The sequence below is a fragment of the Streptomyces changanensis genome (genome assembly GCF_024600715.1).
Classification (GTDB): domain Bacteria; phylum Actinomycetota; class Actinomycetes; order Streptomycetales; family Streptomycetaceae; genus Streptomyces; species Streptomyces changanensis.
The window spans coordinates 81,007-103,118 of the sequence record NZ_CP102332.1; the positions used below are offsets into that span (position 1 = coordinate 81,007).

Annotated in this window: 19 protein-coding genes; 8 read left to right on the forward strand and 11 right to left on the reverse strand. The window is 73.7% G+C overall.

Annotated elements, in window-relative coordinates:
• Positions 1–343: 343 nt before the first annotated feature.
• Complete coding sequence (locus NRO40_RS00325; RefSeq protein WP_058940071.1) at positions 344–2,326, reverse strand: heavy metal translocating P-type ATPase; 1,983 nt, start codon at positions 2,324–2,326, stop codon at positions 344–346.
• A gap of 95 nt (positions 2,327–2,421) precedes the next feature.
• On the opposite strand from NRO40_RS00325, the gene NRO40_RS00330 reads away from it, so the two are divergent.
• Positions 2,422–2,811 carry an ArsR/SmtB family transcription factor gene (locus tag NRO40_RS00330; RefSeq protein WP_058940070.1) on the forward strand — a complete coding sequence of 130 codons (390 nt, stop codon included), beginning with the start codon at positions 2,422–2,424 and terminating at the stop codon, positions 2,809–2,811.
• A gap of 278 nt (positions 2,812–3,089) precedes the next feature.
• On the opposite strand, the gene NRO40_RS00335 is transcribed toward NRO40_RS00330, so the two are convergent.
• From NRO40_RS00335 to NRO40_RS00345, 3 genes are all read right to left on the reverse strand, one after another.
• On the reverse strand, positions 3,090–3,269 hold the full coding sequence (locus tag NRO40_RS00335) for a hypothetical protein (RefSeq protein WP_157901771.1): 180 nt from the start codon (positions 3,267–3,269) through the stop codon (positions 3,090–3,092).
• A gap of 438 nt (positions 3,270–3,707) precedes the next feature.
• The gene (locus tag NRO40_RS00340) at positions 3,708–4,223 is read right to left on the reverse strand and encodes a M23 family metallopeptidase (protein ID WP_232790911.1); all 516 of its coding nucleotides are present in this window, start codon (positions 4,221–4,223) and stop codon (positions 3,708–3,710) included.
• Between the two features lie 524 nt (positions 4,224–4,747).
• Entirely contained in the window at positions 4,748–5,320 is a 573-nt protein-coding gene (locus NRO40_RS00345) for an ArsR/SmtB family transcription factor (protein WP_058940068.1), read from the reverse strand.
• 77 nt (positions 5,321–5,397) lie between these two features.
• Between NRO40_RS00345 and NRO40_RS00350 the strand changes: the two genes are divergently transcribed.
• Together NRO40_RS00350 and NRO40_RS00355 are read left to right on the forward strand one after the other, a co-directional pair.
• Positions 5,398–6,150 (forward strand): hypothetical protein, encoded by a 753-nt coding sequence (locus NRO40_RS00350; RefSeq protein ID WP_058940067.1) that lies wholly within the window; start codon positions 5,398–5,400, stop codon positions 6,148–6,150.
• A 419-nt stretch (positions 6,151–6,569) separates the two neighbouring features.
• Positions 6,570–7,073 (forward strand): hypothetical protein, encoded by a 504-nt coding sequence (locus NRO40_RS00355; protein ID WP_079046748.1) that lies wholly within the window; start codon positions 6,570–6,572, stop codon positions 7,071–7,073.
• 442 nt (positions 7,074–7,515) lie between these two features.
• On the opposite strand, the gene NRO40_RS00360 is transcribed toward NRO40_RS00355, so the two are convergent.
• Positions 7,516–9,006: an arsenate reductase/protein-tyrosine-phosphatase family protein gene (locus tag NRO40_RS00360; RefSeq protein WP_058940064.1), complete on the reverse strand. Its 1,491-nt coding sequence runs from the start codon at positions 9,004–9,006 to the stop codon at positions 7,516–7,518.
• A gap of 780 nt (positions 9,007–9,786) precedes the next feature.
• On the reverse strand, positions 9,787–10,188 hold the full coding sequence (locus NRO40_RS00365) for an ATP-binding protein (RefSeq protein ID WP_058940063.1): 402 nt from the start codon (positions 10,186–10,188) through the stop codon (positions 9,787–9,789).
• A 743-nt stretch (positions 10,189–10,931) separates the two neighbouring features.
• Between NRO40_RS00365 and NRO40_RS00370 the strand changes: the two genes are divergently transcribed.
• Both NRO40_RS00370 and NRO40_RS00375 read left to right on the forward strand, forming a co-directional pair.
• Complete coding sequence (locus NRO40_RS00370) at positions 10,932–11,111, forward strand: hypothetical protein (RefSeq protein ID WP_157901770.1); 180 nt, start codon at positions 10,932–10,934, stop codon at positions 11,109–11,111.
• Positions 11,112–11,291: 180 nt separating this feature from the next.
• On the forward strand, positions 11,292–11,717 hold the full coding sequence (locus NRO40_RS00375; RefSeq protein ID WP_058940061.1) for an STAS domain-containing protein: 426 nt from the start codon (positions 11,292–11,294) through the stop codon (positions 11,715–11,717).
• Between the two features lie 216 nt (positions 11,718–11,933).
• Here NRO40_RS00375 and NRO40_RS00380 read toward each other — a convergent pair whose 3' ends face one another.
• Entirely contained in the window at positions 11,934–13,415 is a 1,482-nt protein-coding gene (locus NRO40_RS00380; RefSeq protein WP_058940060.1) for a peptidase M16 family protein, read from the reverse strand.
• A gap of 465 nt (positions 13,416–13,880) precedes the next feature.
• On the opposite strand from NRO40_RS00380, the gene NRO40_RS00385 reads away from it, so the two are divergent.
• Complete coding sequence (locus NRO40_RS00385) at positions 13,881–14,708, forward strand: class I SAM-dependent methyltransferase (RefSeq protein ID WP_058940059.1); 828 nt, start codon at positions 13,881–13,883, stop codon at positions 14,706–14,708.
• Positions 14,709–15,004: 296 nt separating this feature from the next.
• Here the strand turns inward: NRO40_RS00385 and NRO40_RS00390 are convergent, their stop codons facing one another.
• Positions 15,005–15,370, reverse strand: coding sequence for a MerR family transcriptional regulator (locus NRO40_RS00390; protein WP_058940058.1), 366 nt, complete (start codon positions 15,368–15,370; stop codon positions 15,005–15,007).
• Between the two features lie 70 nt (positions 15,371–15,440).
• Here NRO40_RS00390 and NRO40_RS00395 point away from each other — a divergent pair, with 70 nt between their 5' ends.
• Together NRO40_RS00395 and NRO40_RS00400 are read left to right on the forward strand one after the other, a co-directional pair.
• On the forward strand, positions 15,441–16,304 hold the full coding sequence (locus NRO40_RS00395; protein ID WP_058940057.1) for an NAD(P)-dependent oxidoreductase: 864 nt from the start codon (positions 15,441–15,443) through the stop codon (positions 16,302–16,304).
• A gap of 384 nt (positions 16,305–16,688) precedes the next feature.
• Positions 16,689–17,960: a phospholipase D-like domain-containing protein gene (locus NRO40_RS00400; RefSeq protein WP_058940056.1), complete on the forward strand. Its 1,272-nt coding sequence runs from the start codon at positions 16,689–16,691 to the stop codon at positions 17,958–17,960.
• Between the two features lie 357 nt (positions 17,961–18,317).
• Here NRO40_RS00400 and NRO40_RS00405 read toward each other — a convergent pair whose 3' ends face one another.
• The 3 genes from NRO40_RS00405 to NRO40_RS00415 form a co-directional block, all read right to left on the reverse strand.
• Positions 18,318–19,271 carry a sigma-70 family RNA polymerase sigma factor gene (locus NRO40_RS00405; RefSeq protein ID WP_198549234.1) on the reverse strand — a complete coding sequence of 318 codons (954 nt, stop codon included), beginning with the start codon at positions 19,269–19,271 and terminating at the stop codon, positions 18,318–18,320.
• A gap of 18 nt (positions 19,272–19,289) precedes the next feature.
• The gene (locus NRO40_RS00410; protein WP_257375303.1) at positions 19,290–20,498 is read right to left on the reverse strand and encodes an NAD(P)/FAD-dependent oxidoreductase; all 1,209 of its coding nucleotides are present in this window, start codon (positions 20,496–20,498) and stop codon (positions 19,290–19,292) included.
• A gap of 343 nt (positions 20,499–20,841) precedes the next feature.
• A complete protein-coding gene (locus tag NRO40_RS00415) occupies positions 20,842–22,083 on the reverse strand; it encodes an MFS transporter (RefSeq protein WP_058940129.1) in 1,242 nt (413 codons plus the stop codon).
• Between the last annotated feature and the right edge of the window lie 29 nt (positions 22,084–22,112).

The window sequence follows — 22,112 nt, forward strand, 5'->3', positions numbered from 1 at the left end:
CGAGCGCCTTCGCCCACGGCCTCCTGACGTGCGTACCCGTCCGGTCATCTCGGTGGTGGGGTCGGCCTGACCGCGTGGCGGCGGCGCGGGCGGGCGACCAGTACGACTCGGCACGGCCGGCGCCTCCACGGCCGCAGGGACGGCACGGGTCGCCCCGCGTCCCGAGCGCCGCGTAGGGCCGTCTCCGCCGCCTCCGCCGCATCCGCCGGAGCGCCACGAGCGCGCCGGCACCGGCCGGGCCTCCCCGCTGACGTGACCGCCCGCCGCCTGCGCGCCGCCCCGCTGCTCGGCGCCGTCCCGCTCGCCACCGCCCTGCTCGCCGCGGCGTCGGCCGCCGCCGTGCTCACTCGTGTCGCGTGCTCGTCGTGGGAGCGGTCCAGGCGTGCTCTCGCAGCAGGCGCAGGCCGTTGAGGCCGACGATGACGGTGGACCCTTCGTGGCCGGCGACGCCGAGTGGCAGCGGGAGCGTGCCGATCAGGTCCCAGGCCACCAGAGCGACGATGAACGCCGCGGCGATGGCCAGGTTCTGCGCGACGAGGCGACGGGCCTTGCGGGAGAGGGCCACGACGGCGGGGATCGTGGCGAGCTCGTCGCGGACGACGACGGCGTCGGCGGTCTCCAGCGCGAGATCCGAGCCGGCCTTGCCCATCGCGATGCCGACGTGCGCGGCGGCCAGCGCCGGAGCGTCGTTGACGCCGTCACCGACCACCAGCACCCGGCGCCCCTGCGCCTCCCACTCCCTGACCGCGGCCACCTTGTCCTGAGGGAGCAGACCGGCGCGGACGTCCGTGATGCCGACCTCGGCGGCGAGGCGGCGCGCGGCGCGCTCGTTGTCACCGGTCAGCAGGACCGGCGGTCGACCGGTCAGTTCGGCCAGCGCGGTCACGGTGCTCTTCGCGTCGGAGCGGAGCCGGTCGGCGACGCCCAGGACTCCGACCGGGGCGCCGTCGCGCAGGACGAGGACGGCGGTACGGCCCTCGTCTTCGAGTGCCCGCACCACACCGCCCGTCTCCGGGTCGCCGCCGACGGGGCCGAGACGGGCCGGAGATCCCACCTGGACGGTGTGTCCGCCGACGACGGCGGTGACGCCCCGGCCGGGCTCGGAGGTGAAGCCGGAGGCCTCGTCGAGGGTGAGGTGGCGCTCGTGGGCCGCTCGGACGAGGGAGCGGGCGAGGGGGTGTTCGCTGGGGTGCTCGGCTGCGGCCGCCAACGCCAGCAGCCCCTCTTCGTCCAGGCCGGAACCGGGCCGGGGGCGGATGTCGGTGACGTGGGGCGTGCCGGTGGTGAGCGTGCCGGTCTTGTCCAGCGCCACGGCGTCGACCTGACCGAGGCGCTCCATCACGACGGCGGACTTCGCGAGGACGCCGTGGCGGCCGGCGTTGGCGATGGCGGAGAGCAGCGGCGGCATGGTGGACAGCACCACCGCGCACGGGGAAGCGACGATCATGAACGTCATCGCCCGGAGCAGGGCCGGCTGGAGCCCGGAGCCGAAGGCGAGCGGAACCACGAAGACGGCCAGTGTGGCGAGGACCATGCCGATGGAGTACCGCTGCTCCACCTTCTCGACGAACAGCTGCATGGGCGCCTTGGTCTCGGACGCCTCCTCGACCATCTTCACGATGCGCGCGATGACCGAGTCCGCCGGATCGCGTCCGACCCGCACCCGCAGGGCACCGGTGCCGTTCACGGTGCCCGCGAACACCTCGTCACCGGGCCGTTTCGGCACCGGCAGCGGCTCGCCGGTGATGGTGGCCTGGTCCACGTCGCCGGCCCCGTCGAGGACGCGGCCGTCCGCCCCGACCCGTTCGCCGGGCCGCACCAGGATGGTGTCACCGACGGTCAGGGAGTCGGCCGCGACGCTCTCCTCACGGCCGTCCGGCAGGAGACGGGTCGCCGTCGTCGGCGAGAGGTCGAGCAAACCGCGCACGGAGTCGGCGGTCCGTGCCGTCGCGACGGCTTCCAGGGCCCCGGAGGTGGCGAAGATGACGATCAGCAGTGCCCCGTCGAGGACCTGGCCGATGGCGGCGGCGCCGAGCGCGGCCACCACCATCAGCAGATCCACGTCCAGGGTCCTGTCCTTGAGGGCCCTCAGGCCCTCCCATCCCGGCCCCCAGCCGCCCGTGAGATAGACGGCGCCGTACAGCGGCGCCCAGAGCCAGGCCGGTGCTCCCGCGAGGTGCAGGGGGAGCGCGATCAGGAACAGCACGAGCGCGGCCAGCGCCCACCGGGCCTCCGGCAGCGCGAGGACCCGCGTGCGCCGTCGCGGGAGTGCCGGACGCGGCCCGGCAGCGAGGGGTGGGGGGCGCTCTTCCACGGCAGAAGACATGACAAAACAACCCTTCACGGGCGGACGTCGGCTTGTCCCGCCACCATACAGGAACAGTTGAACAGCTATTCAAGTGTCACGGGTACAATGCCACCATGGGCCACGGAATCGACACCGCCGACAGCGCCACCACCCGGGAACGCCTGGAGGCCGTCGGCACCGCAGACGTCGCTGCCACCCTGCAGGCCCTCGCCACACCTTCCCGGCTCCGCATCCTGGCCCACCTCCAGGAAGGTCCCTGCTCCGTGGGCGACCTCGCGGAGGCCGTCGGCATGGAGACGTCCGCCTGCTCGCACCAGCTCCGCCTGCTGCGCAACCTGGGACTGGTCTCCGGCGAACGCCACGGCCGTTCCATCGTCTACGCCCTCTACGACAACCACGTCGCCGAACTCCTCGACCAGGCGCTCCACCATGTCGAGCACCTGCGCTTGGGACTGCGCGACACCCCCGCAGCCGTCGCCGAAGACGCCCCGGCCGGCCCGTGACCCACGGGCGCCACTCCAGGCGCCCGGCGTCGGCCGTCCGACTTCGGGGCCCGCGCGGTGCGCGCGCCGCTTGGCGACCCGTGCACCAGCACCCGGCCGCGCCGCCGGTCCCCGCGCCCGCCGCGTACGGGACCTGCCTCGCTCGCCCCATCCCCGGAGGACACCGCCAGCCGGTCCGCAGACGGCGGTGGGGGCGTCCGACGCCCCAGCCGAGGCGTGGGCCGGGGCTGTCAGCCGTATCCGACCTGCGCGGGCGGCCGTTGCCGGTGCATGAACCGTCACCACGTCGCCGGCGCACTGGCGTCGCTCACCGCCGCCATCAGCGCTCTCACCACCGCCACCCCCGCGGCCGCCACCCCGGTCATCGGCTTCGGCAACGCGGCCTTCGACAACGCCTGCGCCAACATCGGCGGCCCTCGCGCCGGTGGTGCCACGAAGCAGCACAGCGGCATCATCACGGGTCTCGGTGTCGCCCTGCCCGCCGGCAGTCCGGGCAACCAGTGCGGCACCCTGGGGCTGCCGACCGTGCTCCACGAAGAGGCCGGTGTGGACGTGGTCGGTGATCTGGCGGGCGGGGAAGTCCGGCCGGACGGCGCCGGACGGCCGTGGAGGACCCCTCGCCCCGACGCTGCCGCGGCGCTGGACAACGGTGCATCCTCATGCCCGATGAACGGTCCCCGGGGACAGCCCCGCGCAGGCCGCGCCCCTGTACTGGTCAATCTCCATCCGTGCGCGCGCACCACCCGGCAAGGGCTCGACGCAGCCACGACCGACAACGGCTCGCCGACACGATCAGCACACGGATCCGGGCGTGCGCAGCCCGGCGGTCGGGTGGGGCACGCCCCCGCCGCTCCGGTCGCTCTTCACCCCGGGTACAGGCGGGGGCGGCACCGCTGTCAGGCGCGCGTGTTGACGCTCACCGGTCTTGACCCGGTGGGCGGCGTCCAGCCCTGCAGCGTGGCCGGGATACCGACGCGGGTGTTGCAGTTGATGACCTGGAAGTGCAGGTGCGGGCCGCTCGCCGCCCCGGTGGCTCCCGACCAGCCGATGATCCGGCCCTGCGGGACCCAGTCGCCCGTGTTGTAGATGGCCCGGTTGAGGTGCGCGTAGTGGGTGCACTGGCCGTTCGAGTGGCGGATGATGACCTCGATGCCGTTCTGCCAGTACGGCGACCAGTCCGAGACGAGCACCGTGCCGCCCTGGGCGGCGGAGACCTCGTAGTTCGCCGGCAAGCCGAAGTCCCAGGCGTACTCGTTGTACGGGCCGGTGTGGGAGTAGGTGCCTTCGGGCCCTTGGGTGACGAGGTAGGACTCACCCGATGGGTAGGGGAGTTCGTAGTAGTAGTCGACGGCCGCGGCCGGAGGGGCTGCCGTGAGGCCGATCGCTGCGACGGTGAGTGCCGAGCTTGCCATGGCGCCGAATCTGAGGAGAAGTCGTCTCGCGTTGCGCATTGCGCCTCCCGCTGACAGGTCTGATCCAGACTGAACCACACTGGCATCAACGGCCCCACGCGACAAGACTGTTGCAAGAACGTGCAGCAAACTCCACCGGAGGTGGGGCGGGGGCCAAAGGTGGCGAAACGGCTGACGTCCCTGACCTCTCGGTGCGATGGGATGTCCGCGGTCGCCGCCGCACGGACGCGACGACGATGAGTGCGCCGGGCCCGAGCGGGACGCCCGGCCTCGACCGGGCCGTCGAACTCGGCGGACCGCTGGGGCACGGACGACCCGGCCGGCCGGGCGGCACGGTGACGCGCGGCCGGCCGGCACGGTGACGCGGCCACGCGGCTGCGGCGCCGGACCGGCGTGGGGGCCACCCGCCACACGGACGACACATGGAGCGGGGCAGTTCGCCGGAGGCATTGCTCCGTTCACACCTGCCCGGCCGCACCCGTCCGGCCAGTCGGTCGATGAGACGGATCGCGGGCCGGTGCCGGTCAGTCAGCGGGCAGGCCGAACCAGCGCAGGAGTACGGGGCGCGCGTCGCCGGGGGCGTCCTCGGGGTCACGGGCGTAGCGCGCGAGCAGGGCCAGATAGTCGTCGTGGAACGCGTCCAGCTCCCCCTTCGTGAGATGGACGAGGCTGCGTGAACCCCGCATCCAGCCGTCGGACCCGGCCTGCCCGGCGGTGAATTGCCGGGCGAGCTCGACGTCCTCCTCCATCCTCATCCGGTCCAGTTCGGCCGACATGGCGCGCTCCGCCTCCGTCAGCTCGTCCTGCGGCGGCCTGCGGATGTCGAGGCCGCGCACCCCGCGCCACCAGCGCTCACGCCCGGTGGAGCGCTCGGGGATGTCCTCGACGAGACCGCTGCGCTCCAGCATGCGCAGGTGGTAGCTGAGCGTCCCGGTGTTCTCGCCGAGGGCGGCGGCCAGCGTCGTCGACGTGGCCGGGCCCGCCGCACCGAGGTGGCGCAGGATGCGCAGGCGCAAAGGGTGTGACAGGGCCTTGAGCACCTCGGGGCTGTCGACCGTGCGCCGCCGTGCGGCTTCCGTTCTCCGCTCGTCCGTCATGGCGCCAGTCTACCCGGGTTGCAGTCATTTCTCTGCAGAGCTTCCTCTGCAGAGAAAACTCTGCAATGCTGGGATGCATGACGCCGAACCGAAAGACCTGCCATCCCGTCGTCCGCCGCTTCACCAGTGCCGCTGCGGGAGCCCTGCTTGCCGGCCTCACCCTGGTCGCCGCACCCGCACATGGAGCCGAACAGCCGTCGGCACCCGCCCCGTTCGACTTCTCCGCCTGCCCGACCATCGACGAACTGCCCGCCGGCGCGGACCCCGGTACCTGGCGCTGCGAGGTCATGCACGCCACCGGGCATCTGCGCCTGGGCGCCGTCGACGAGCCGCTCCCCGAGCCCATGAAGATCACCTTCGCGGAAGGTCGTGTGGGGGGTGTGTTCCGCCAGGTCTTCGGGGAGATGACCGCCGCGCCCATCCGGGTGGGAGGCACCCCGTTGACGCTGACCCCGCAGTACGGCGGCTACTCGGACTTCCTGTCCGACGACACCCGGCGCGGCGAGTTCGACATCAAGTTCGCCATAGGCTCGGCGCATGGGTTGCCGGCCGTGCCGTCGCCGGGCTGCTCGGTGGGCAGCGACGAGGACGCGGTCCACCTCGTACTCAAGGACACCGATCCCACCCGGGTGATCACCAGGGACCCCCTGGTCGTCGCCTTCGGTGCCCAGGACACGAGCTTCGCATCCCCGGGCACCCGTGGCTGCGGCCCCCTGAGCCGTGCGCTCAACCGGGCCCTTGGCCTGCCGTCCGCGGCGGGGTCGAACGCCTTCGACATGGACGTCACGGTGGGCATCCGGCCCTACATACAGGTCGGTTCGGTCGAGTAACCGACTGTATCTGTCAGTCAGTCGGGTTGGCCCAGGCCCGTGCGCCCCGGCGCGGTCCACGAGGTGGCCGCGGTCGGAGCGGGCGCCGGCCCGACCAGGGCGGCGAGGGGAGGTGCCGTTCACAGCCCGTCAAGCGGGCTTGGGCGGACGCGGTGAACTCGACCGTCCATGGCGAGGGCGGCCGCGTAGGAACCGGCGCCCTTGGTGGCCTGACCCCTGGCCTTACCGTCGCGAAGGTCGATTCGAGTGGGGGCCTTCGCCCCGTACCGCTCGGCGACCGCCCTGACCGCGACGGGCACGTGCTCGCGGTCCTCGGCACCGTGGCGTCCCGGATCGCCGCAGGTCAGCTCGCCGCACTCGGCCTGGTCCTCGGCGCCGTGGTTTCGTTGACGCGACCGACCACCCCCTGGAGGGAACCCATGACGACCGACCAGCACGCCGACTGGACACGCCTGGAGGTCCGCTGCCCCGACGACGTGCCCGCCGCTACCCCGCTGTCCTGGCAGATCGAGAAGGTGAGCCGCCACGAGGACCGGCTGTACCGCAACCGGATGCCCGCCCGTCGAACCCCCACCCGGTCCCCCCACGAGCTCGAACGCGGCGACGTCGACGACGCCCTGGCCGTACTCGCGCTGCGGGAGTCCATCCGCCGGGATGTGGAGTGCGGACGCGGCAACCGCATCCACGTGACCCTCGGACTGGGCGCCACCTGGCGGCAGGTGGCCACCGCGCTCGACGTCACCCCGCAGGAGGCCCGGCAGATCCTCCGGGAGTACGCCGAGGGCCAGCGCCACATGTGGCTCGGGTACGAGCAGCAAGGCGTCGAACCTCTCGGCTTCACCGCCGAACAGCACGCGACCGCACTCGCCCTGTGCGCACTGGCCGACGACGAGACGACGAGCGCGGCTGATCAGCCCGCGTGAGGGTGGGAGTGCCCAGCGGGACCATGATCAGTGCCCTGTACCAGGGCTCCGGCCGTGGCGGCGCGCCCGCTGAGGAGGTTCGGGGGTGACGGGGTGACGAGCGGGGGCACCCCGTCGTGTGGCGGGCGACGGGTCCTGCCGGCCGCCGCCGGCGGGACGGCTGAGGCTGACACGGGCACCAGGCTGTCACCGCCACCGCGCACGTGGTGGGAACCACGCTCCTCTCACGCATGGCAATCTCCCCGCACCGGTTCACCTGTCCCCCGCCCGGCACGTCACCTCCCTCAAGTGCGCGGCAGATCCGCTGTATCCGGGGCTCGTGCTCTGCCCGGTCGACCGCCCGGCCCCGGTGCATGGGGGGGCGGGCGCCGCAACGGTGGGCGGGGACCTCTCGGCTTGAGGCCGGCCAGGAGGTCGTAGGGGGCCGGCCGGCCCGTCGCGCTCAACCGGTGCTGAGGGCGGGCGGGTGCTGGTCGGGGCCCGGGAACTGGCGCAGCCGCTGCCTGACCGCTCGCTGGATGTGCCGGGCACAGCGCAGGTGTGCGTCGGCTGACGCGCCGTGCGGGTCGGGGATGTCGCGGTCGGGGTCGAGGCACAGGGTCCGGCCGGCCACGTCGGGCGCCACCGCGAGGACGGCGTCCCGGTGGTCGCGGGTCATGCAGTAGATGAGCGCGCTGCTGCGGCACAGGCGCGGCGTCACCGGTCGCGCCCGACGCAGGCGGGGGTGCCCGGCCCCGAGGGCCGGGCGGATGCCCAGACCCGTGAGGGCGGTGGTGGTGTGGGGTGACATCCGTGCCCCCCACCGCATCGCGGGGACCGTCACCCCGGCGCTGGTGATCCGCAGGGAGGGTGCGGCCCTCCCCTGCCGCGCCACCTCGTCGCGGGCCACCAGCTCCGCGAGGGGTGAGCGGAAGGTGTTGCCCCCGCAGACGAACAGCACCCGCCGTGCGCGGCCGCCCGAGCTGCGTCGGCGGGAGGCCACCGTCGGGTAGCACAGGGCGCCGATCGCGGCGATGACCAGGACGAGGCCCACCAGCTCGGCAGTGGTCGGGGTCGGCAGTCCGGCCGCGTGGTGGAGCAGGTACGCGGCGATGACGCCCGAGACGAGGCTGGCGCACCGGTTCACCGGGACGCACCAGGAGAACGCACGACGGTCGAGGTAGATCAGCGTGCCGAAGACGAACAGCACCTCGTAGGCCACACCGACCGATGCCGCCGCCAAGGCCTCGGGGGTGGTGAGGAAGGTGGTGAAGCCCGCTCGGAGTCCCGGCTGGCCGGCGAGGGCCCCGGCCGCCAGGAGCACGACCAGGCAGAGGGGAGCCGTGGCGTGCTCAAGGGCGAAGTACCGGCGGTCGGTGGCGACCACCCCGGACTTGGCGACGCGGCTCATGATCTCGAACCGGCCCGCATAGCCGATGAGGTAGACGCACACGCTCGCCACCGCTGCCGGGGGGAGGTGGAAGTCCCGCACCCCGCCGACGGCCACCAGCACCGCCGCGAGGCTCAGCAGCAGGGCCGTCCACGCGGAGGGCGTCACGTGCCGTTCGCGGGCCTTGTCGATGAGCGGCGAGGTGATCAGGACACCCCCGCGCATGAGCAGCAGCACCAGCAACACGGATACGCCGGTGAAGGTGAAGTTGAGTGCGGTGGTGCCGATCACGAGGGAGGTGAAGAACCCCGCCCCCACGACGTGCACGAGTGACACAACGGTGCGGTCCGTACCCAGGGTGCCGGTCGCGCGCGCGTAGCGCCACCATCCGCTGGCCGCCAGGAAGAGGGGCATGACGGCGAGCTGCCCCAGCGCGGCCGCCGGCAGCAGGACCGTTCCGTCGACCGGCAGGCCGGCCACCGGAGGGATGCCCCCCGTCAGTGCCTTCAGCAGCAGCACGTAGGGAATGTAGGAAAGGAAGTACCCGAACGCGAGCCAAGCCATCCCCGCCCCTCTCCCGATTGGCCCCGGGGGACCACGCCCGCACGCCCCCGCCCGGACTGCGTAGGTGGAGGGCCCGACTGCCGGCATGCCGAATGCCGCCCGCCCGACTACCCGTTCGGCGTGGCTGTACGAGGAAAGCGTGACCGTGCCCGTCAGCGCTGACAACGCTTCCGGCGGGAGCATCGGTGGTGTGGCAGCACGTCAGCGCATCGCCGGTACGAAGGGGCGAGCGTCCGCGCCGGTCTCACGCCCCCGCCCGCCGTCGTCGTCACCACGCAACGGGGATTCGACCTGGGCACGGTCGGCTGGAACTCCTCCGGTTCGGCCGGGGAGTCACCCGCCTCGACGCTTCCCCGGCCGCGCGGCACGCCCACCGGACACACCCGCCGGTGACCCTCCGACCGGCCGGGCACCCGATGACCGCGACGGGCTCGCGATCCACACCGCGCCGCACCGCGCTGCCGGGCCGGTGAGGCGGTGGGGCCAGAGCCGTGGGGCAGCGCCGGTGGGGCGCGCGGTCGGAGCGCAACGGCAAGGGGACGGGGTCCGGAGCGCGGGGCCGGGGGGTTCACGTCGACGGCGCGGCGGGCGGGGCGCGGTGGTGAGCGGTGGGGCCGGCCGACGTCGAGCGGTGGGACCGGCCGAGGTCGGGCGGCGGCACGACGAGCACCGCGCAACCGGGCATGCGACCGCAGACACGGGCGGTAACACAGGCCCCCCGGGGCCGACCGCCGAGTCACCCGGGGGTCGATTACCGCGGCGTGAGGGGCGGTCGACCGGTCACCAGGGGAGCCGGGTGCTCACCGTCTTTCCGCCGTCCGGGCCGGGCAGGACGCGGACGTCATCGGCCAGGCGCGTGACCAGTTTCCAGCCCCAGCCGCCCTGCCGGCCGGTGATGTCCGGAGCGCGGGGCTCCGGCGGCGCGGGGTTCGTGTCCGTGACCTCGACGACGACCGCCTCCTCGTGTGCGGTCAGGCGCAGGGTGCACGGGCCGGGGGCGTGCCGTACGGCATTGGTGACGAGTTCGCTCGCCACCAGGAGCACCGCGTCGCTCGCGGCGGGGCTTGCCGGGCGACCGCGGCGGCGTACCGACTCGGCGAGGAAGGCGGCGGCTGTCTCCCGGGCCCGCGCGGATGCCGTGGCGGTGCCGGTCAAGTCGAGGGAACGCTCGTGGGGGGTCATGGATCGCTTCCCGTGCGCATGAGGGTCCGGGCATGGTGGTGTCCTACCGAGTGCCCCGGCACAGGGAAGTCGACGCAGGGATGGTCCAGCCGTTTCGCCCGGCGTGTGGCGGCCGGTCGAGGAGGGGGGTGTCCTGTCTCCGGTAGGGCACCGGGTGGCACGGACCGGGCGGCGGGGGAGCCTGCATGGAGGTCTCGTGGCGTGCAGGAGTGTGGAGGGGCGGCGGACCTCCCCAGGCTTGCCACCCCTCCAGACGGCATCGTGCCTTGTTCACCCACCTGCGTCAGTGACCCACCTCTCCCCCACCCCCTCGGAGGCGTGCGCGGGCGCCGGGTGAGGCTCCGGATGAGGACGTCGTACCCGGGGAGCTCAGGCCGGCTGCCTGGCACGGGCCGGCCGAGGTGAGGCCGCCGCTGCGGCCCACCGGTGCTCGGACCGGCGTGCCGTCGCCGCCGAGCGGGCGACCGCCCCGACGCCGCGCTGCCATTTCCGTGGCCTGGCGAACGGCTGCGTCCGTCACCGCCCCGTATCCGCCGGCTCGGAGCTGCCGGGGGCCCGGTCCGGCGGACACCGGCCGCGCCGGTCGGCCGCGCCGGTCGGCCGCGCCGGTCGGCCGCACGGGCTCGGGAGGCGCCGGGCCGCTCGTGCAGGCTCCGTCACTGGGCCGCGATTCGGCCAGGACCTGGTCAAGTCACCCGTTCGGGTGGCGTTAACCGGTGGGTGGCCAGGGCACTCACCCCTCCATGGACAGGGACCGCGAGGAGGACACGGAAGCTGGGACGGCTGCCACGGGCGAGGACGCCGCGGAGCAGGCGGCTCAGGAGATGTCGGCGGCGGTGGCGCGGGTGCGCCGCCAAGCGGCTCGGATGCACGACCTGCTGCCTCCCGACGACCCCGGGCAGGACGGTGATGCTCCCGTGTGAGCCGCGGCCACTCCTCGCCCCGCTGCTCGCCGTACGTGACCACGGCGGCCGTGAGTGATCAGGGGACTCGTGCGGGGGGGGCCGGACGGAAATCGAAGTGTCGCGCGAGGGGGGTGCTCCGGTCGGGGACTTCATAGGGTGGGTGCCGTCATGGCCGTGCCGAGGGAGAAGGAGAGCGGGATGCCGGTGGCAAGGCTGGAGATCACGCCGGCGATCGTGGAGCGGGACGCGGTGCTGGCGTTGAGTGGTGAGCTCGACATGGCCGGCGAGGCGCCGTTGACCGGTGCGGTCGGTGAGCTGCTCGCAGCCGGCTACCGGCGCATCGTGCTGGACTGCGCGGGGCTGGAGTTCTGCGACTCGCGCGGCTTCACCATTCTGCTGCTGGTCCGGGAGGCCGTCCTCGACGCCGACGGAGGGCTGGTGTTGGCGGCGGCCCCGGAACGGCTCATGTCCCTCCTGACGCTCGTCGGCGCACAGGAGATCTTCACCCTCGCCCCCACCGTCGAGCAGGCCCGGCTGGCCCTGGCCGAACACGACACCGGCACCGGCACCGACGCAGACGCCGACGCCGACGCCGACGCCGACAGCGGGGCAACCCCGACGTGACCGGCCCGGCCCGGGCCCCGGTGGTACCACCAGGGGGCGGGCGGGCACCGAGCGGCGGGTGGTCGCCGGGCCGGGCGGGCCCGGCGACGTACTCACGGGCGGCAAGGGACAAGCCGGGCATGGCCGTACGGCCGGGCCGCAGGGCTCCCCGGCACGGCCGCACTCCTCCCCCGCCCGTGCGACGCCCCCGGGGCCCCTCACCCGGCCCGAACCGAACTACGTCTTCTCGGGGTCCTGCGGCGCCAGTGCCGAGGCCTCGTACGCGAGGCCCGCCGGCACCGCGGCGTCCACCGCTCGGATCACCTTGCCGCACCCGCTGTACTTCCGGGGCGAGAGCTCCATCAGGCAGCCGGACGCCCCGAAGAGCGTGCGGTCCTCACCATCCCGCTCCAGGCCGACGATCTCGTCGAAGCGTATGTGGTGCAGTCGCCCGTCCCCGTCGATCTCCGCCACACCGTCGCCGGTCAGCACCAGTCGGGACCGGCGCGCCGCGCCGTACCTCGCGCGCGCCGACAGCGGCGGTCGGAACACCTCGCCCGCGGGCAGCACGCCGTGCTCCCAGCAGGCACCCCGAGGCAGCGGCCGTCCGTCCGGGGCGGCCAGCCGGGGCTCGACGTCCGGCGCCACGGCCAACTGCGCGCCGGCGGTGGCTCGCGCGAGACAGGCACGCACGTCCTCGGGCACAACGGCACGCAGGGCGGCCAGCCGGGCCGCGGCGTCCCGGGGCGGCAGTCCGAACAGCTGGGCGGCAGCCGCTCGGTCAAGCTCGGCCTCCACGGCCCGCGGGTCCTCGTAGCTCTCCCGGAAGCCCTCGATCTCGTCCTTCAGCTCGGCCTCGGTGGGCAGCTCCCGACCCAGGCGCAGTGCTTCCTGCCAGAGCAGCTCCGCCGTCTCGGCTTCCTGGCCGGGGCGGCAGTCCAGTGAGAGCAGGGTGTCCAGGGTGTGTTCGTCCCGCAGGCTCGACTCGGCCTGGACCACGTAGCTCAGGCCGCGACGATGCCGTGCGAGCTCGGTGAGCCGGTGCTCGAGGAGCGCGAGACCGAGAGCGGCCGCCGGTGAGCCGACGGGCGTGGCCAGGGCGATGGCGGCTCCCTCGATCGGCGCCTCGTCCCAGGACGCACCGGTACGCGCGGCCGGAGTCGTGCGTTGCGGCGGCCGGCCCTCGGGCAGGGGCAGCCGCAGACCTTCGGGCGGAGGCCCGGTGAGCTGGAGGACGGCGTTTCCGCGGGTGAAGTACGCGGCGGCGTGGGCCCGGACGGCGTCCGCGGAGAGCCGGTCGTAACCGGGCCCGACGTAGGGCGCGAGACCGGGACCTCGGGCCCCGAACCGCTGGTTGAGCAGGAAGGCGGCGGCCGGTGACGTGACCGAGGACGCCTCGGCGGTCAGGATGCCGGCCTCGTGCCGGATCCGGTCCAGCGGCAGGTCGGACAGGGCGGCGCAGATCGCCGCCAGGAAGGCCGTGATCTGTTCCGGGCGGCCGGAAGCGGTGAAGCGGGTGACTTCCAGGTCGACGGAGGCGTTGTGTTCGTGGTGCAGCCGGGGCAGCGTGCTCATCGCCAGGTGCTCGATGAGGTGGGTGACCCCGATGGTGCGGAAACTCTCGTCGCGGGCGCCGCACCCGAAGGTGAGCGCCGCGCTGAGGGGGGCCGGGCCAGGGGCCCACAGGACGGTGACACCGTCGACGGTCGTGCGCTGCATGGGCCCGACTCTACTGACAGCCCGCGCCGGGCCCGCGCCGAGCCCGCGCCACCCGCCATCGAGGGCGCCGCGGGCGGGATGGCCCAGACAGCGCAGGCGAGTCACGGGAGCGGCGGGCGGCGCCGCGGGGGTGGCCGCCGGCCGGTCCGGGCGGTGTCGGAGCACGTACGGCGATGCGTTCGTCGCGTCACGCGGACCCGCGGTGTCGACCAGGGGGCCATGCGGACCGGCCCGTGCTCCGGCCCTCGGACCACCGGCTGCACGGTGGCTCCCGGCCCGGCGACGCGCCCACCGGGCCGGGCCGGACGCGCGGGCTCCCCGGCACGGGCCGCGGTTGGGCGTGGGGGGAGGGAGGGAAGGCTGCGGGTGACCATTGCCCGTCGTGCAGGGGGTGTCGTGATGCCCAGGAGCTCACGTTCGACCGCTCAGAAGGGTCATCCCTTCGGCCGTCGACCGCAGGGAGGGGTGGCGGACGTGCTGTGGGAGTGGTCGAAGTCCGGCACCCGGCACGCCGCCCTGCACCGGCTGTTGCGACGGTTGCCCGGGACCGGCTCCGCGGGGGCGTACCGGTTCGGTCTGGTGGAGCGGCCGCACTACGCCTACGGGGTGCGCCGGGCCACCGAGCTGGCCGCGCGGTTGGGTCACCGGGGGGTGACGGTGGTGGAGTTCGGAGTGGCCGGGGGCAACGGGCTGCTGGCCTTGGCCGAGCACGCCCGGTACTACGCCGCCGCCACCGGGGTGGCGGTGCGGGTGGTCGGCTTCGACAGCGGTGCGGGCATGCCCGCCACCAGGGACCCCCGCGATCTCCCCTACCTGTTCGGCCCCGGTTTCTACACCATGGACCACGACCGGCTCCGCGCCCGCCTGGGCGAGGCGGAGCTGGTACTGGGGGACCTCGCCGAGACCCTGCCCGCGTACCTCGCCTCCCGGGCGGAGCTGCTGCGCCGGCACCCGGTCGGCTTCGTCAGCCTGGACCTGGACTACTACTCCTCGACCGTGACCGCCTTGGAGGTCTTCCGGCGTCCGGCGCACGAGCACCTGCTGCCGCGGGTCACCTGCTACCTGGACGACGTGCCCGGCACCATCGAGCGGATCGGCGAAGCCGCCGCCATCGCCGACTTCAACGCCGACCACCCCGCCAGGCCGATCGGCCGGGTGCTGGGACTGCGCGCGTTCACGCCCTTCGACCCACCGTGGGCCGACCAGATCTACGTGCACCACCGACTGGACCACCCCGACTACGCGCGCCTGGAGGTCGGCGCCACCGGTGACCAACTGCCCCTGTCCCCGTGACGGCACGGGGCCCGTGGGAGGACGGCGGATTCGCCGCGTGCGAACAGCGCGACGGGGTGGCGGGCGGGCAGGACCCGCAGCTCCTTCGGCAGCCGGATGGCGGGACGGGCGACGACCACCGGCGGGCTGCGGTCAGTGAAACCGCCTCCCAATTGGCGTGACCGAGGAGACTCGACGCCGATCTGACACCCTGCCAGGTGCTCCACACCGGACGCGCAGTGGTGCCGGGCCGGCGTCCGCACCATCCGCGGCCGCATCTGGCCCGCAACAGGACCGGACGCCGAACTGACGTCGTGCTACTGGCCGGCCAGCCGGCGCTCCGTGGCCGCCAGGTACTTCCGCAGTGTCCCGCGGGACTCGACGAGCGTGTCGATCTGCTCGTCCAGTGCGGCGATGCGCGCCCGCAGCAGGTCCAGGGTCTCCGGGCAGGGCCGCAGGTCGGGGGCCACCCCGCTGACGCACGGTTGGAGGTACCCGATCTCCCGGGTCGACAGCCCGGCGTCGAGCAGCTTCCTGATCTGGGCCACGGCCAGGACGGCGTCGTCACCGTACGCGCGGTAGCCGTTGTCACCGCGGTCGGGCACCAGCAGGCCCTGCGCCTCGTAGTACCGCAGTTGGTGCGGGTTCACCCCGGTCCGCCGGCTCAGCTCCCCGATCAGCATGCGCTCTCCCCCTTGACCTTCATACCGGTGTGAACGTCGACGATCGTCCCACCGATCAGAGGAGGAGCACATGACGCACATCGGCACACCCGTCACGGTTCTGGGACTCGGCCTGATGGGCGGCGCCCTCGCCGAGGCGTTCCTGCGCGCGGGACACCCGACGACCGTGTGGAACCGTACGAGGGCCAAGGCCGACGGCCTGGTGGCTCGGGGCGCGACGCTCGCCGAGTCTCCGGCGGCCGCGCTCGCGGCCGCCCCGCTCGTGGTGGTCTGCGTGTCGGACTACGACGCCGTGGCGGACGTCCTCGACGGACCGCTCGACGGTCGGGTCGTGGTGAACCTGACCTCGGGCACGCCCTCCCGCGCGAGAGCGCTCGCCGAGGAGGTGGCGCGGCGAGGCGGCGGCTACCTCGACGGCGGGATCATGGCCGTCCCGGAGGCCGTCGGCACGGCCGCCGCCGTGGTCGCCTACAGCGGGCCGCGACCGCTGTACGAGGCCCACGAGTCCACGCTGGGCAGTCTCGGCACGGGCCTCCACCTCGGCGACGACCCCGGACTGTCGGCGACGCACGAGATGGCCACGCTCGTCCTCATGTGGGGCATGCTCGACGGCTTCCTCAACGGCGCCGCGATCCTGGGGACGGCCGGTGTGTCCGCCACCGCGTACCTCCCCGTCGCGCAGACGGCGATCGACACGGTGGCCGGCTGGCTGCCGGGCTACGCGCGGCAGGTGGACGACGGCACCTACCCCGCCGACGACGGTACGGTCGACACCCATCTGGCGGCGATGGCGCACGTGGTCGAGGAGAGCGAGTCGCTCGGCGTCAACGCCGAGTTGCCGAGACTCGTCAAGGCACTGGCCGAGCGAGCGGTGACCGCCGGTCACGGCGCCGGCGGATACGCGGCGTTGGTGGAGCAGTTCCGCACGCCGTGAGGAGCGCTGACGGTCCTCGGCGCCGCGGGGCACCGCCCCTCGGGTCTGGCGGGCGTGCGTGGTGCGACGCGGGCCGTGCCGTCCGGGGGCCGGGCCGCCTGGGGGCCGGGCCGCCTGGGCGGGCCCCGGCCTCCGCGCCGGCCATGTGGGGGGCCGATCGGCCGGCGGCCGCGCTGTCGGGGCCCGGCGGCGTGGGCCGCCCCCCGGCCGGCCGGGGGCCTTCCCTCCTGTTGCGGCAGGCGGGTGGGGGTGCCCGTGCGGTGCGCTCCGCTGCTTCTGGAAAGATCGTTTCCCTGTCGACATGTCATGCGCCGACCATCGGCCATGCCGAACAACACCTCAGGACCGCCGCTGCGGCGGCGGCTTGAACCGGGAGGGGACACGATGCGCACGGCATCACGCTGGAGATCACGCAGGCTCGCCGCGGCCCTGAGCACCATGGTGCTGGCTGCCGGGATCCACCTCGGCGGCGCCGACGAGGCGGCGGCGGTCGTGCCCCAGGGGCCGATCTTCAACAAGCCGACCGGCACGTACGAAGAGCAGCACGCGATCCGGATCCGGCTGCTGACCTACATATCCACCGCCGCCCCCCAGTCGGACATCAAGGTGGCGCTGTACCACCTGTACGACGAGGAGGTGGCCCGGGCCCTCGCCGACGCCCACACCCAGCGCGGGGTGAACGTACAGGTCATGCTCGACTCGACGAGCGTGATCCCCACGGACGGTTCGTACGCCATCCTCAAGGACGCGCTGGGCACGGATCGCACCAAGGGGTCGTTCGTGGGCCTGTGCCCGCCCAAGCAGTCCTGTCTGGGCGATCCCGACGCGCTGCCGAGCAGCTCCCTCAACCACAACAAGTTCTGGCTGTTCTCCCAGGTGGACGGGGCTTCCGACCTGGTGGTGCAGAGCTCGTCGAACATGTCGCCCTCGGCGTACACCCGTATGTGGAACGACGCCTTCGTGCTCCCGTCCAACCCTGCCGTGTACGGCACGTACGCGAGCTACTTCGACAAGCTCGTCGCGATGGACTGGCGGGCGTGGACGTACACGTCGGTCGCCCACTCCCCCTTCAAGGCGTACTTCTTCCCCTACTCGGGGACGGGCAACTCCCGGGACACCATCTGGAACACGCTCGACAACGTGACCTGCAAGTGGACCGAGGGCACCACCACCCGCCAGACCAAGGTCCGCGTCGCCGTGCTGCGGCTGACCCGTCAGGGCGTCGCGGAGAAGCTGACGGCGCTTCGCAGGGCGGGCTGCGCCGTCGACGTGCTCTACGCGGAGACCGACAGCGCCGCCGGCTCCGGGACCCCGGGCACCTGGGAGGCCCTCCACGCCTCCGGCGGTCCTACGCTGCGCTGTCACAACCACGACGAGGACGGCAACCCCAAGACCACCAACTCCGTGATCCACTCCAAGTACCTGCTGATCGACGGCAAGTACGACGGCGCGGTGAACAAGCTGGTCTGGACCGGCAGCCACAACTACTCGGGGCCGGCGCTGCGCGAGAACGACGAGGCCCTCCTCAAGATCGACGACTCCGCCCATCACGACGCGTACGTGGCGAACTTCAACGCGGCGAAGGCGGCGGCGGTCCCGGGGGCCGCGGACGACACCGACGCGTGCAAGGGCGTGAAGTCGACCTCGGACGACTGAGCGGGCCGGGGACGCGACCCGGCTGTGGGGCACCCGGCACGCCCGGGCGCAGCCGGGCACCCTCGCGGGTGGCGCTCGATGACGGACACAACGCAGTCAGGGTGAGGGCGGCCGTACCGTACGGGCCCGCGTGTCTCGCGGACTGCCGGAGGCCCACCTGCCCCGTGCGCGCGACCGCGGACGGCCACGCGGTGCGGCGGCCCGGCGGGCCGGGGCCCCGGAGGGTGTCCGGTCGATGCCGGCACCCGGTCGAAGGCGGGGCCCGGCACCGCGGTACCGGCCGGACGCCCGGTCCGACCACCGGACCGCGGCCACATTCTCGGCGCGCCGAGGGTGTGGCCGCGGTCCGGTGCCGGGTCACCACTGGGCGATGAGGGGCGCCCTCGGTTCGTGCTGCCGCCAGACCTCGGTGAGGCGGGTGAGGCGGGTGGGAGCGGCGATGCCCCGCACGGTGGCGATCCGGCCGTCGGTGAGGTCGAACGTCACCGCGCCGACGACCCGGTCGCCGAGCACGACGAGGATGGCGGGGGCGCCGTTGACGAGCGTGTAGTGGATGGCGGGCGTGCCGCCGACGAGTCGCCGCTTCGCGGGTGTAGGCGTGAAGCCGGCCCGTGCGACGGCGGCGATGCGCTGCGCGGTGTCGTACCGCAGCAGCCTCTCGGTCAGACCGGCGCCGTCGGAGATGGCGGTCGCGTCGTCGGTGAGCAGCGCGACCAGCCGTTCGGTGCGGCCCGAGGTGGCAGCGGCGAGGAATTCCTCGACGATCCTGCGGGCGGATGCCGGGTCACGCTCGCCGCCGGGTCGGCGGGCGGCGGTGACGCGGCGCCGAGCCCGGTGGAGGTGCTGCTGGCTCGCGGACTCGGTGATGTCGAGGATCCCGGCGATCTCGGCATGGCTGTGGGAGAAAGCCTCGCGCAGGAGGTAGACGGCCCGTTCGACGGGTGACAGGCGCTCCATCAGGGTCAGCACGGCCAGCGACACCGACTCGCGTTGCTCGAACGTGTCGGCCGGGCCGAGCATCGGGTCGCCGTCGAGGAGCGGTTCGGGCAGCCAGGTGCCGACGGCGCGTTCGCGGCGGGCCCGTGCCGAGCGGAGCCGGTCGAGGCACAGGTGGGTGACGACCTTGGTCAGCCATGCTTCCGGCACCTTGATCCGCTGCCGGTCGGCGGCCTGCCAGTGCAGGAACGCGTCCTGCACGGCGTCCTCGGCGTCGGTGGCGGAGCCCAGCAGCCGGTACGCCAGCGACGCCAGCCGGGTCCGGCTGGCCTCGAACCGACCGGTGTCGAAGCGATCAGTGGCGGTGCTGTTCACGAGGATCACCTCAGGTGGCTAGGCCATCGACCGCTGGGCGGACCCAGCGGACGCGCCCGGCACGGTGGTCAGGCGGCGCTTGCGCTTGGGCAGGCCGTAGGTCGGGTGCGAGGTGGCCCATAGCGACATCGTCAGGATGCCCGCCTTGATCCGCGCGGCCTTCCGGCCGCCCACGTACGTCGGCTTCGGCTGTCCTTCGTCGTCGACCATCTGCAGGATCCCGTCCCGCCGCCCGAGGCTGATGTGGTTGCCCAGGTACTCCAGCTTGGTGTTCGGGACCGCGCGGCCGGTCAGGCGTCCCGCGATCGCGGCCACCGCCTGCATGCCGGTGGAGCCGGCCGAGGCGCAGGACATCGGCAGCGGCCGGCCGTTGTCGCCGATGGCGTAGGCGCTGTCGCCGGCGGCGTAGACGTTCGGGTGCGAGACCGACCGCATGGTGCGATCGACGACGATCCGACCGTTCTCGGTGACCTCCAGCCCGCCGGCGGCGGCGAGGGGGCCGACCGCGAACCCGGCCGTCCACACGGTCGCGTCGGACGCCAGGGCCGTGCCGTCGGCGCACAGCACCCCTGTCGCTTCGAGGGCTTCGACGCTGGTGTGCTCCACGACGGTGATGCCCAACCGGTCGCAGGCCCGGCGCAGATGGCGGCGGGCGCCGGCGGAGAGCCGGTCGCCCAGCTCGCCCCGGGCGACCAGCGTCACGGACAGGCCGGGGCGGAGCTCGGCGATCTCGGTGGCGGTCTCGATGCCGGTCAGCCCGTCGCCGACGACCAGCACGTTCCCGCCTTCGGGCCGCCTGCCCAGGGCGTCCAGGCGCTCGCGCAGGCGCAGCGCCGAGGGCCGGCCGGTGACGTCGAAGGCGTGCTGCGCCACGCCGGGGACGCCGCGGTCGACGACGTGGCTGCCGAGCGCGTGGACGAGCGTGTCGTATCCGAGTTCGCCGCTGCCGGCGGCGTCGGCCACGGCGACGACCTGGCGCTCGGGGTCGACGGCGGTGGCACGGGCCAGGCGCAGCCGTATCCCCGTACCCGCGAAGACGTCCGCGAGCTTCCGCGCCTCGATCCGCCGGCCGGCCGCGAGCTGGTGCAGCCGCAGCCGCTCGACGAAGTGCGGCTCGGCGTTGACCACGGTGATCTCGGTGTCCGCCGGGGACAGCCGGCGGGCGAGGTTCCCGGCCACGTGGGCCCCGGCGTAACCCGCGCCGAGGATGACGATGCGGTGCTTCATGGGTCGCTCCTGTCGGTTCGCTTGCTCTCGGTGACTTGAGCGGAACAGCGCCCCGATTGCTGACAGGAACCACCTGTGATGTGGGTCACGGAGCGGCGGGAGCGTCGCCCGCCGGTGCTCACAGCGAGGCCCGCGGAGCCGACCGACGGCAGGCTCGCCGGTCCGGCCGTCCCGTCGGCGACCCCGGACAGCCGCGCCGTCGGCACCACGAGCGTCCCGACGAACGCGGCCTTCGACCGCGCCGGCCGCACGGTGACGCACGATCCGCACGGCCCTGGAGTCCCCCGATGCCCGTACGACCCGTCGGACGGGACGGTTCGGCCGCCTGCCGCGGGGACGGTCGTCACACCGCCTCGGTCCGGCACCTGCCGCTCCGATCCGCCTCGCGCGGCGGTTCGGCGCGGAGCACGCCGGCGGCCGCGGCCGCCACCGCGCAGAGCGCCACGGGCAGCAGCAGCGCGAGGTTCAGGGGAACGAGATGGGTCAGCGGGCCGATCACGGCGGGTCCGGCCAGCATGCCGAGATAGCCCAACCCCGCGACCCGGGAGACGTGGGCGCCGGCCGCGTCCTCGTCGGCGTGTCCGGCGGCGCTGAAGAACTGCGGGACGCAGCCGGACAGTCCGAGCCCGAACACCGCCCATCCCACCAGCGCGGGCGCCACCCAGGGCGACAGCGCGGCGACGGCCAGACCGACGCCCGCGGCGGACGCGCCGTAGCGGACGACGAACACGGGTCCGGTGCGGGCGGCGACCCGGTCGGTGAGCAGCCGGCCCACCGTCATGGCCGTGGCGAAGGCACCGTAGGCGAAGGCCGCCGTGGCGGCGGGCGCGCCGAGCACGTCCTCCAGGTGCAGCACGCTCCAGTCGTTGGCTACGCCTTCGCAGAGCATGAGCAGCAAGGCCAGCACGGCCAGGGCCCACACCCGTCGGGGTGTCCGCCGCCGCCCGGCCGGGCGCACGCCGTCACCGTCGGCCGCCGTGCCGGTGGACGCCGTGCCGTCGGAGCGCGCGCCACCCCCGGCGGGGACGGGCGGACCCAGGAGGGCCGGAGTGGCGCAGAGGGTCACCACGAGACCGGTCACGGCGACGGCGGTCAGGGTCACCCCGAGGTCCCAACCCCAGGTGACGAGCCGCGCGCCGACCAGCGCGGCGAGGACGCCACCCAGTGAGAACACCGCGTGGAACGCGGACATGACGGGTCGGCCGTATCCACGCTCCACCTGGACGGCGTGGGTGTTCATGCTGACGTCGAGACAGCCGTTGCCGAATCCCAGCAGGAACAGCGCCGCCCCGAGGGTCGCCGCGTCGACGGCCAGGGCCGGCAGCACCACCGCCGCACTGCACAGCACGGCCCCCGCGGGCACGACCCGGCGGGCGCCCACGCGGTCGGTGAGGCGACCGCACAACTGCATCCCGACGAACGCACCGGCGCCCAGCAGGAGCAGGAGCCACCCCAGCATGGCATGACTGATCCCGGTACGGGACTCGACCGCGGGGATGTGGACGATCCACGCGCCCATCACAAAGCCGTTCAGGGCGAAGAAGGCGAACGTGGCGCGTCGAGCGGCTCTCACGGATGTGTTCATGGCGGCGAGCATAACGAACAGCCAAGACG

Bases quoted from the DNA above. Each gene is read 5' to 3' on its own strand.
- NRO40_RS00365 (WP_058940063.1), bottom strand. From the start codon at position 10,188: ATGACCCCCCACGAGCGTTCCCTCGACTTGACCGGCACCGCCACGGCA.
- NRO40_RS00350 (WP_058940067.1), top strand. From the start codon at position 5,398: ATGACGCCGAACCGAAAGACCTGCCATCCCGTCGTCCGCCGCTTCACC.
- NRO40_RS00325 (WP_058940071.1), bottom strand. From the start codon at position 2,326: ATGTCTTCTGCCGTGGAAGAGCGCCCCCCACCCCTCGCTGCCGGGCCG.
- NRO40_RS00410 (WP_257375303.1), bottom strand. From the start codon at position 20,498: ATGAAGCACCGCATCGTCATCCTCGGCGCGGGTTACGCCGGGGCCCAC.
- NRO40_RS00400 (WP_058940056.1), top strand. From the start codon at position 16,689: ATGCGCACGGCATCACGCTGGAGATCACGCAGGCTCGCCGCGGCCCTG.
- NRO40_RS00390 (WP_058940058.1), bottom strand. From the start codon at position 15,370: ATGCTGATCGGGGAGCTGAGCCGGCGGACCGGGGTGAACCCGCACCAA.
- NRO40_RS00360 (WP_058940064.1), bottom strand. From the start codon at position 9,006: ATGGCTTGGCTCGCGTTCGGGTACTTCCTTTCCTACATTCCCTACGTG.
- NRO40_RS00395 (WP_058940057.1), top strand. From the start codon at position 15,441: ATGACGCACATCGGCACACCCGTCACGGTTCTGGGACTCGGCCTGATG.
- NRO40_RS00340 (WP_232790911.1), bottom strand. From the start codon at position 4,223: ATGGCAAGCTCGGCACTCACCGTCGCAGCGATCGGCCTCACGGCAGCC.
- NRO40_RS00375 (WP_058940061.1), top strand. From the start codon at position 11,292: ATGCCGGTGGCAAGGCTGGAGATCACGCCGGCGATCGTGGAGCGGGAC.
- NRO40_RS00330 (WP_058940070.1), top strand. From the start codon at position 2,422: ATGGGCCACGGAATCGACACCGCCGACAGCGCCACCACCCGGGAACGC.
- NRO40_RS00345 (WP_058940068.1), bottom strand. From the start codon at position 5,320: ATGACGGACGAGCGGAGAACGGAAGCCGCACGGCGGCGCACGGTCGAC.
- NRO40_RS00355 (WP_079046748.1), top strand. From the start codon at position 6,570: ATGACGACCGACCAGCACGCCGACTGGACACGCCTGGAGGTCCGCTGC.
- NRO40_RS00415 (WP_058940129.1), bottom strand. From the start codon at position 22,083: ATGAACACATCCGTGAGAGCCGCTCGACGCGCCACGTTCGCCTTCTTC.
- NRO40_RS00380 (WP_058940060.1), bottom strand. From the start codon at position 13,415: ATGCAGCGCACGACCGTCGACGGTGTCACCGTCCTGTGGGCCCCTGGC.
- NRO40_RS00370 (WP_157901770.1), top strand. From the start codon at position 10,932: ATGGACAGGGACCGCGAGGAGGACACGGAAGCTGGGACGGCTGCCACG.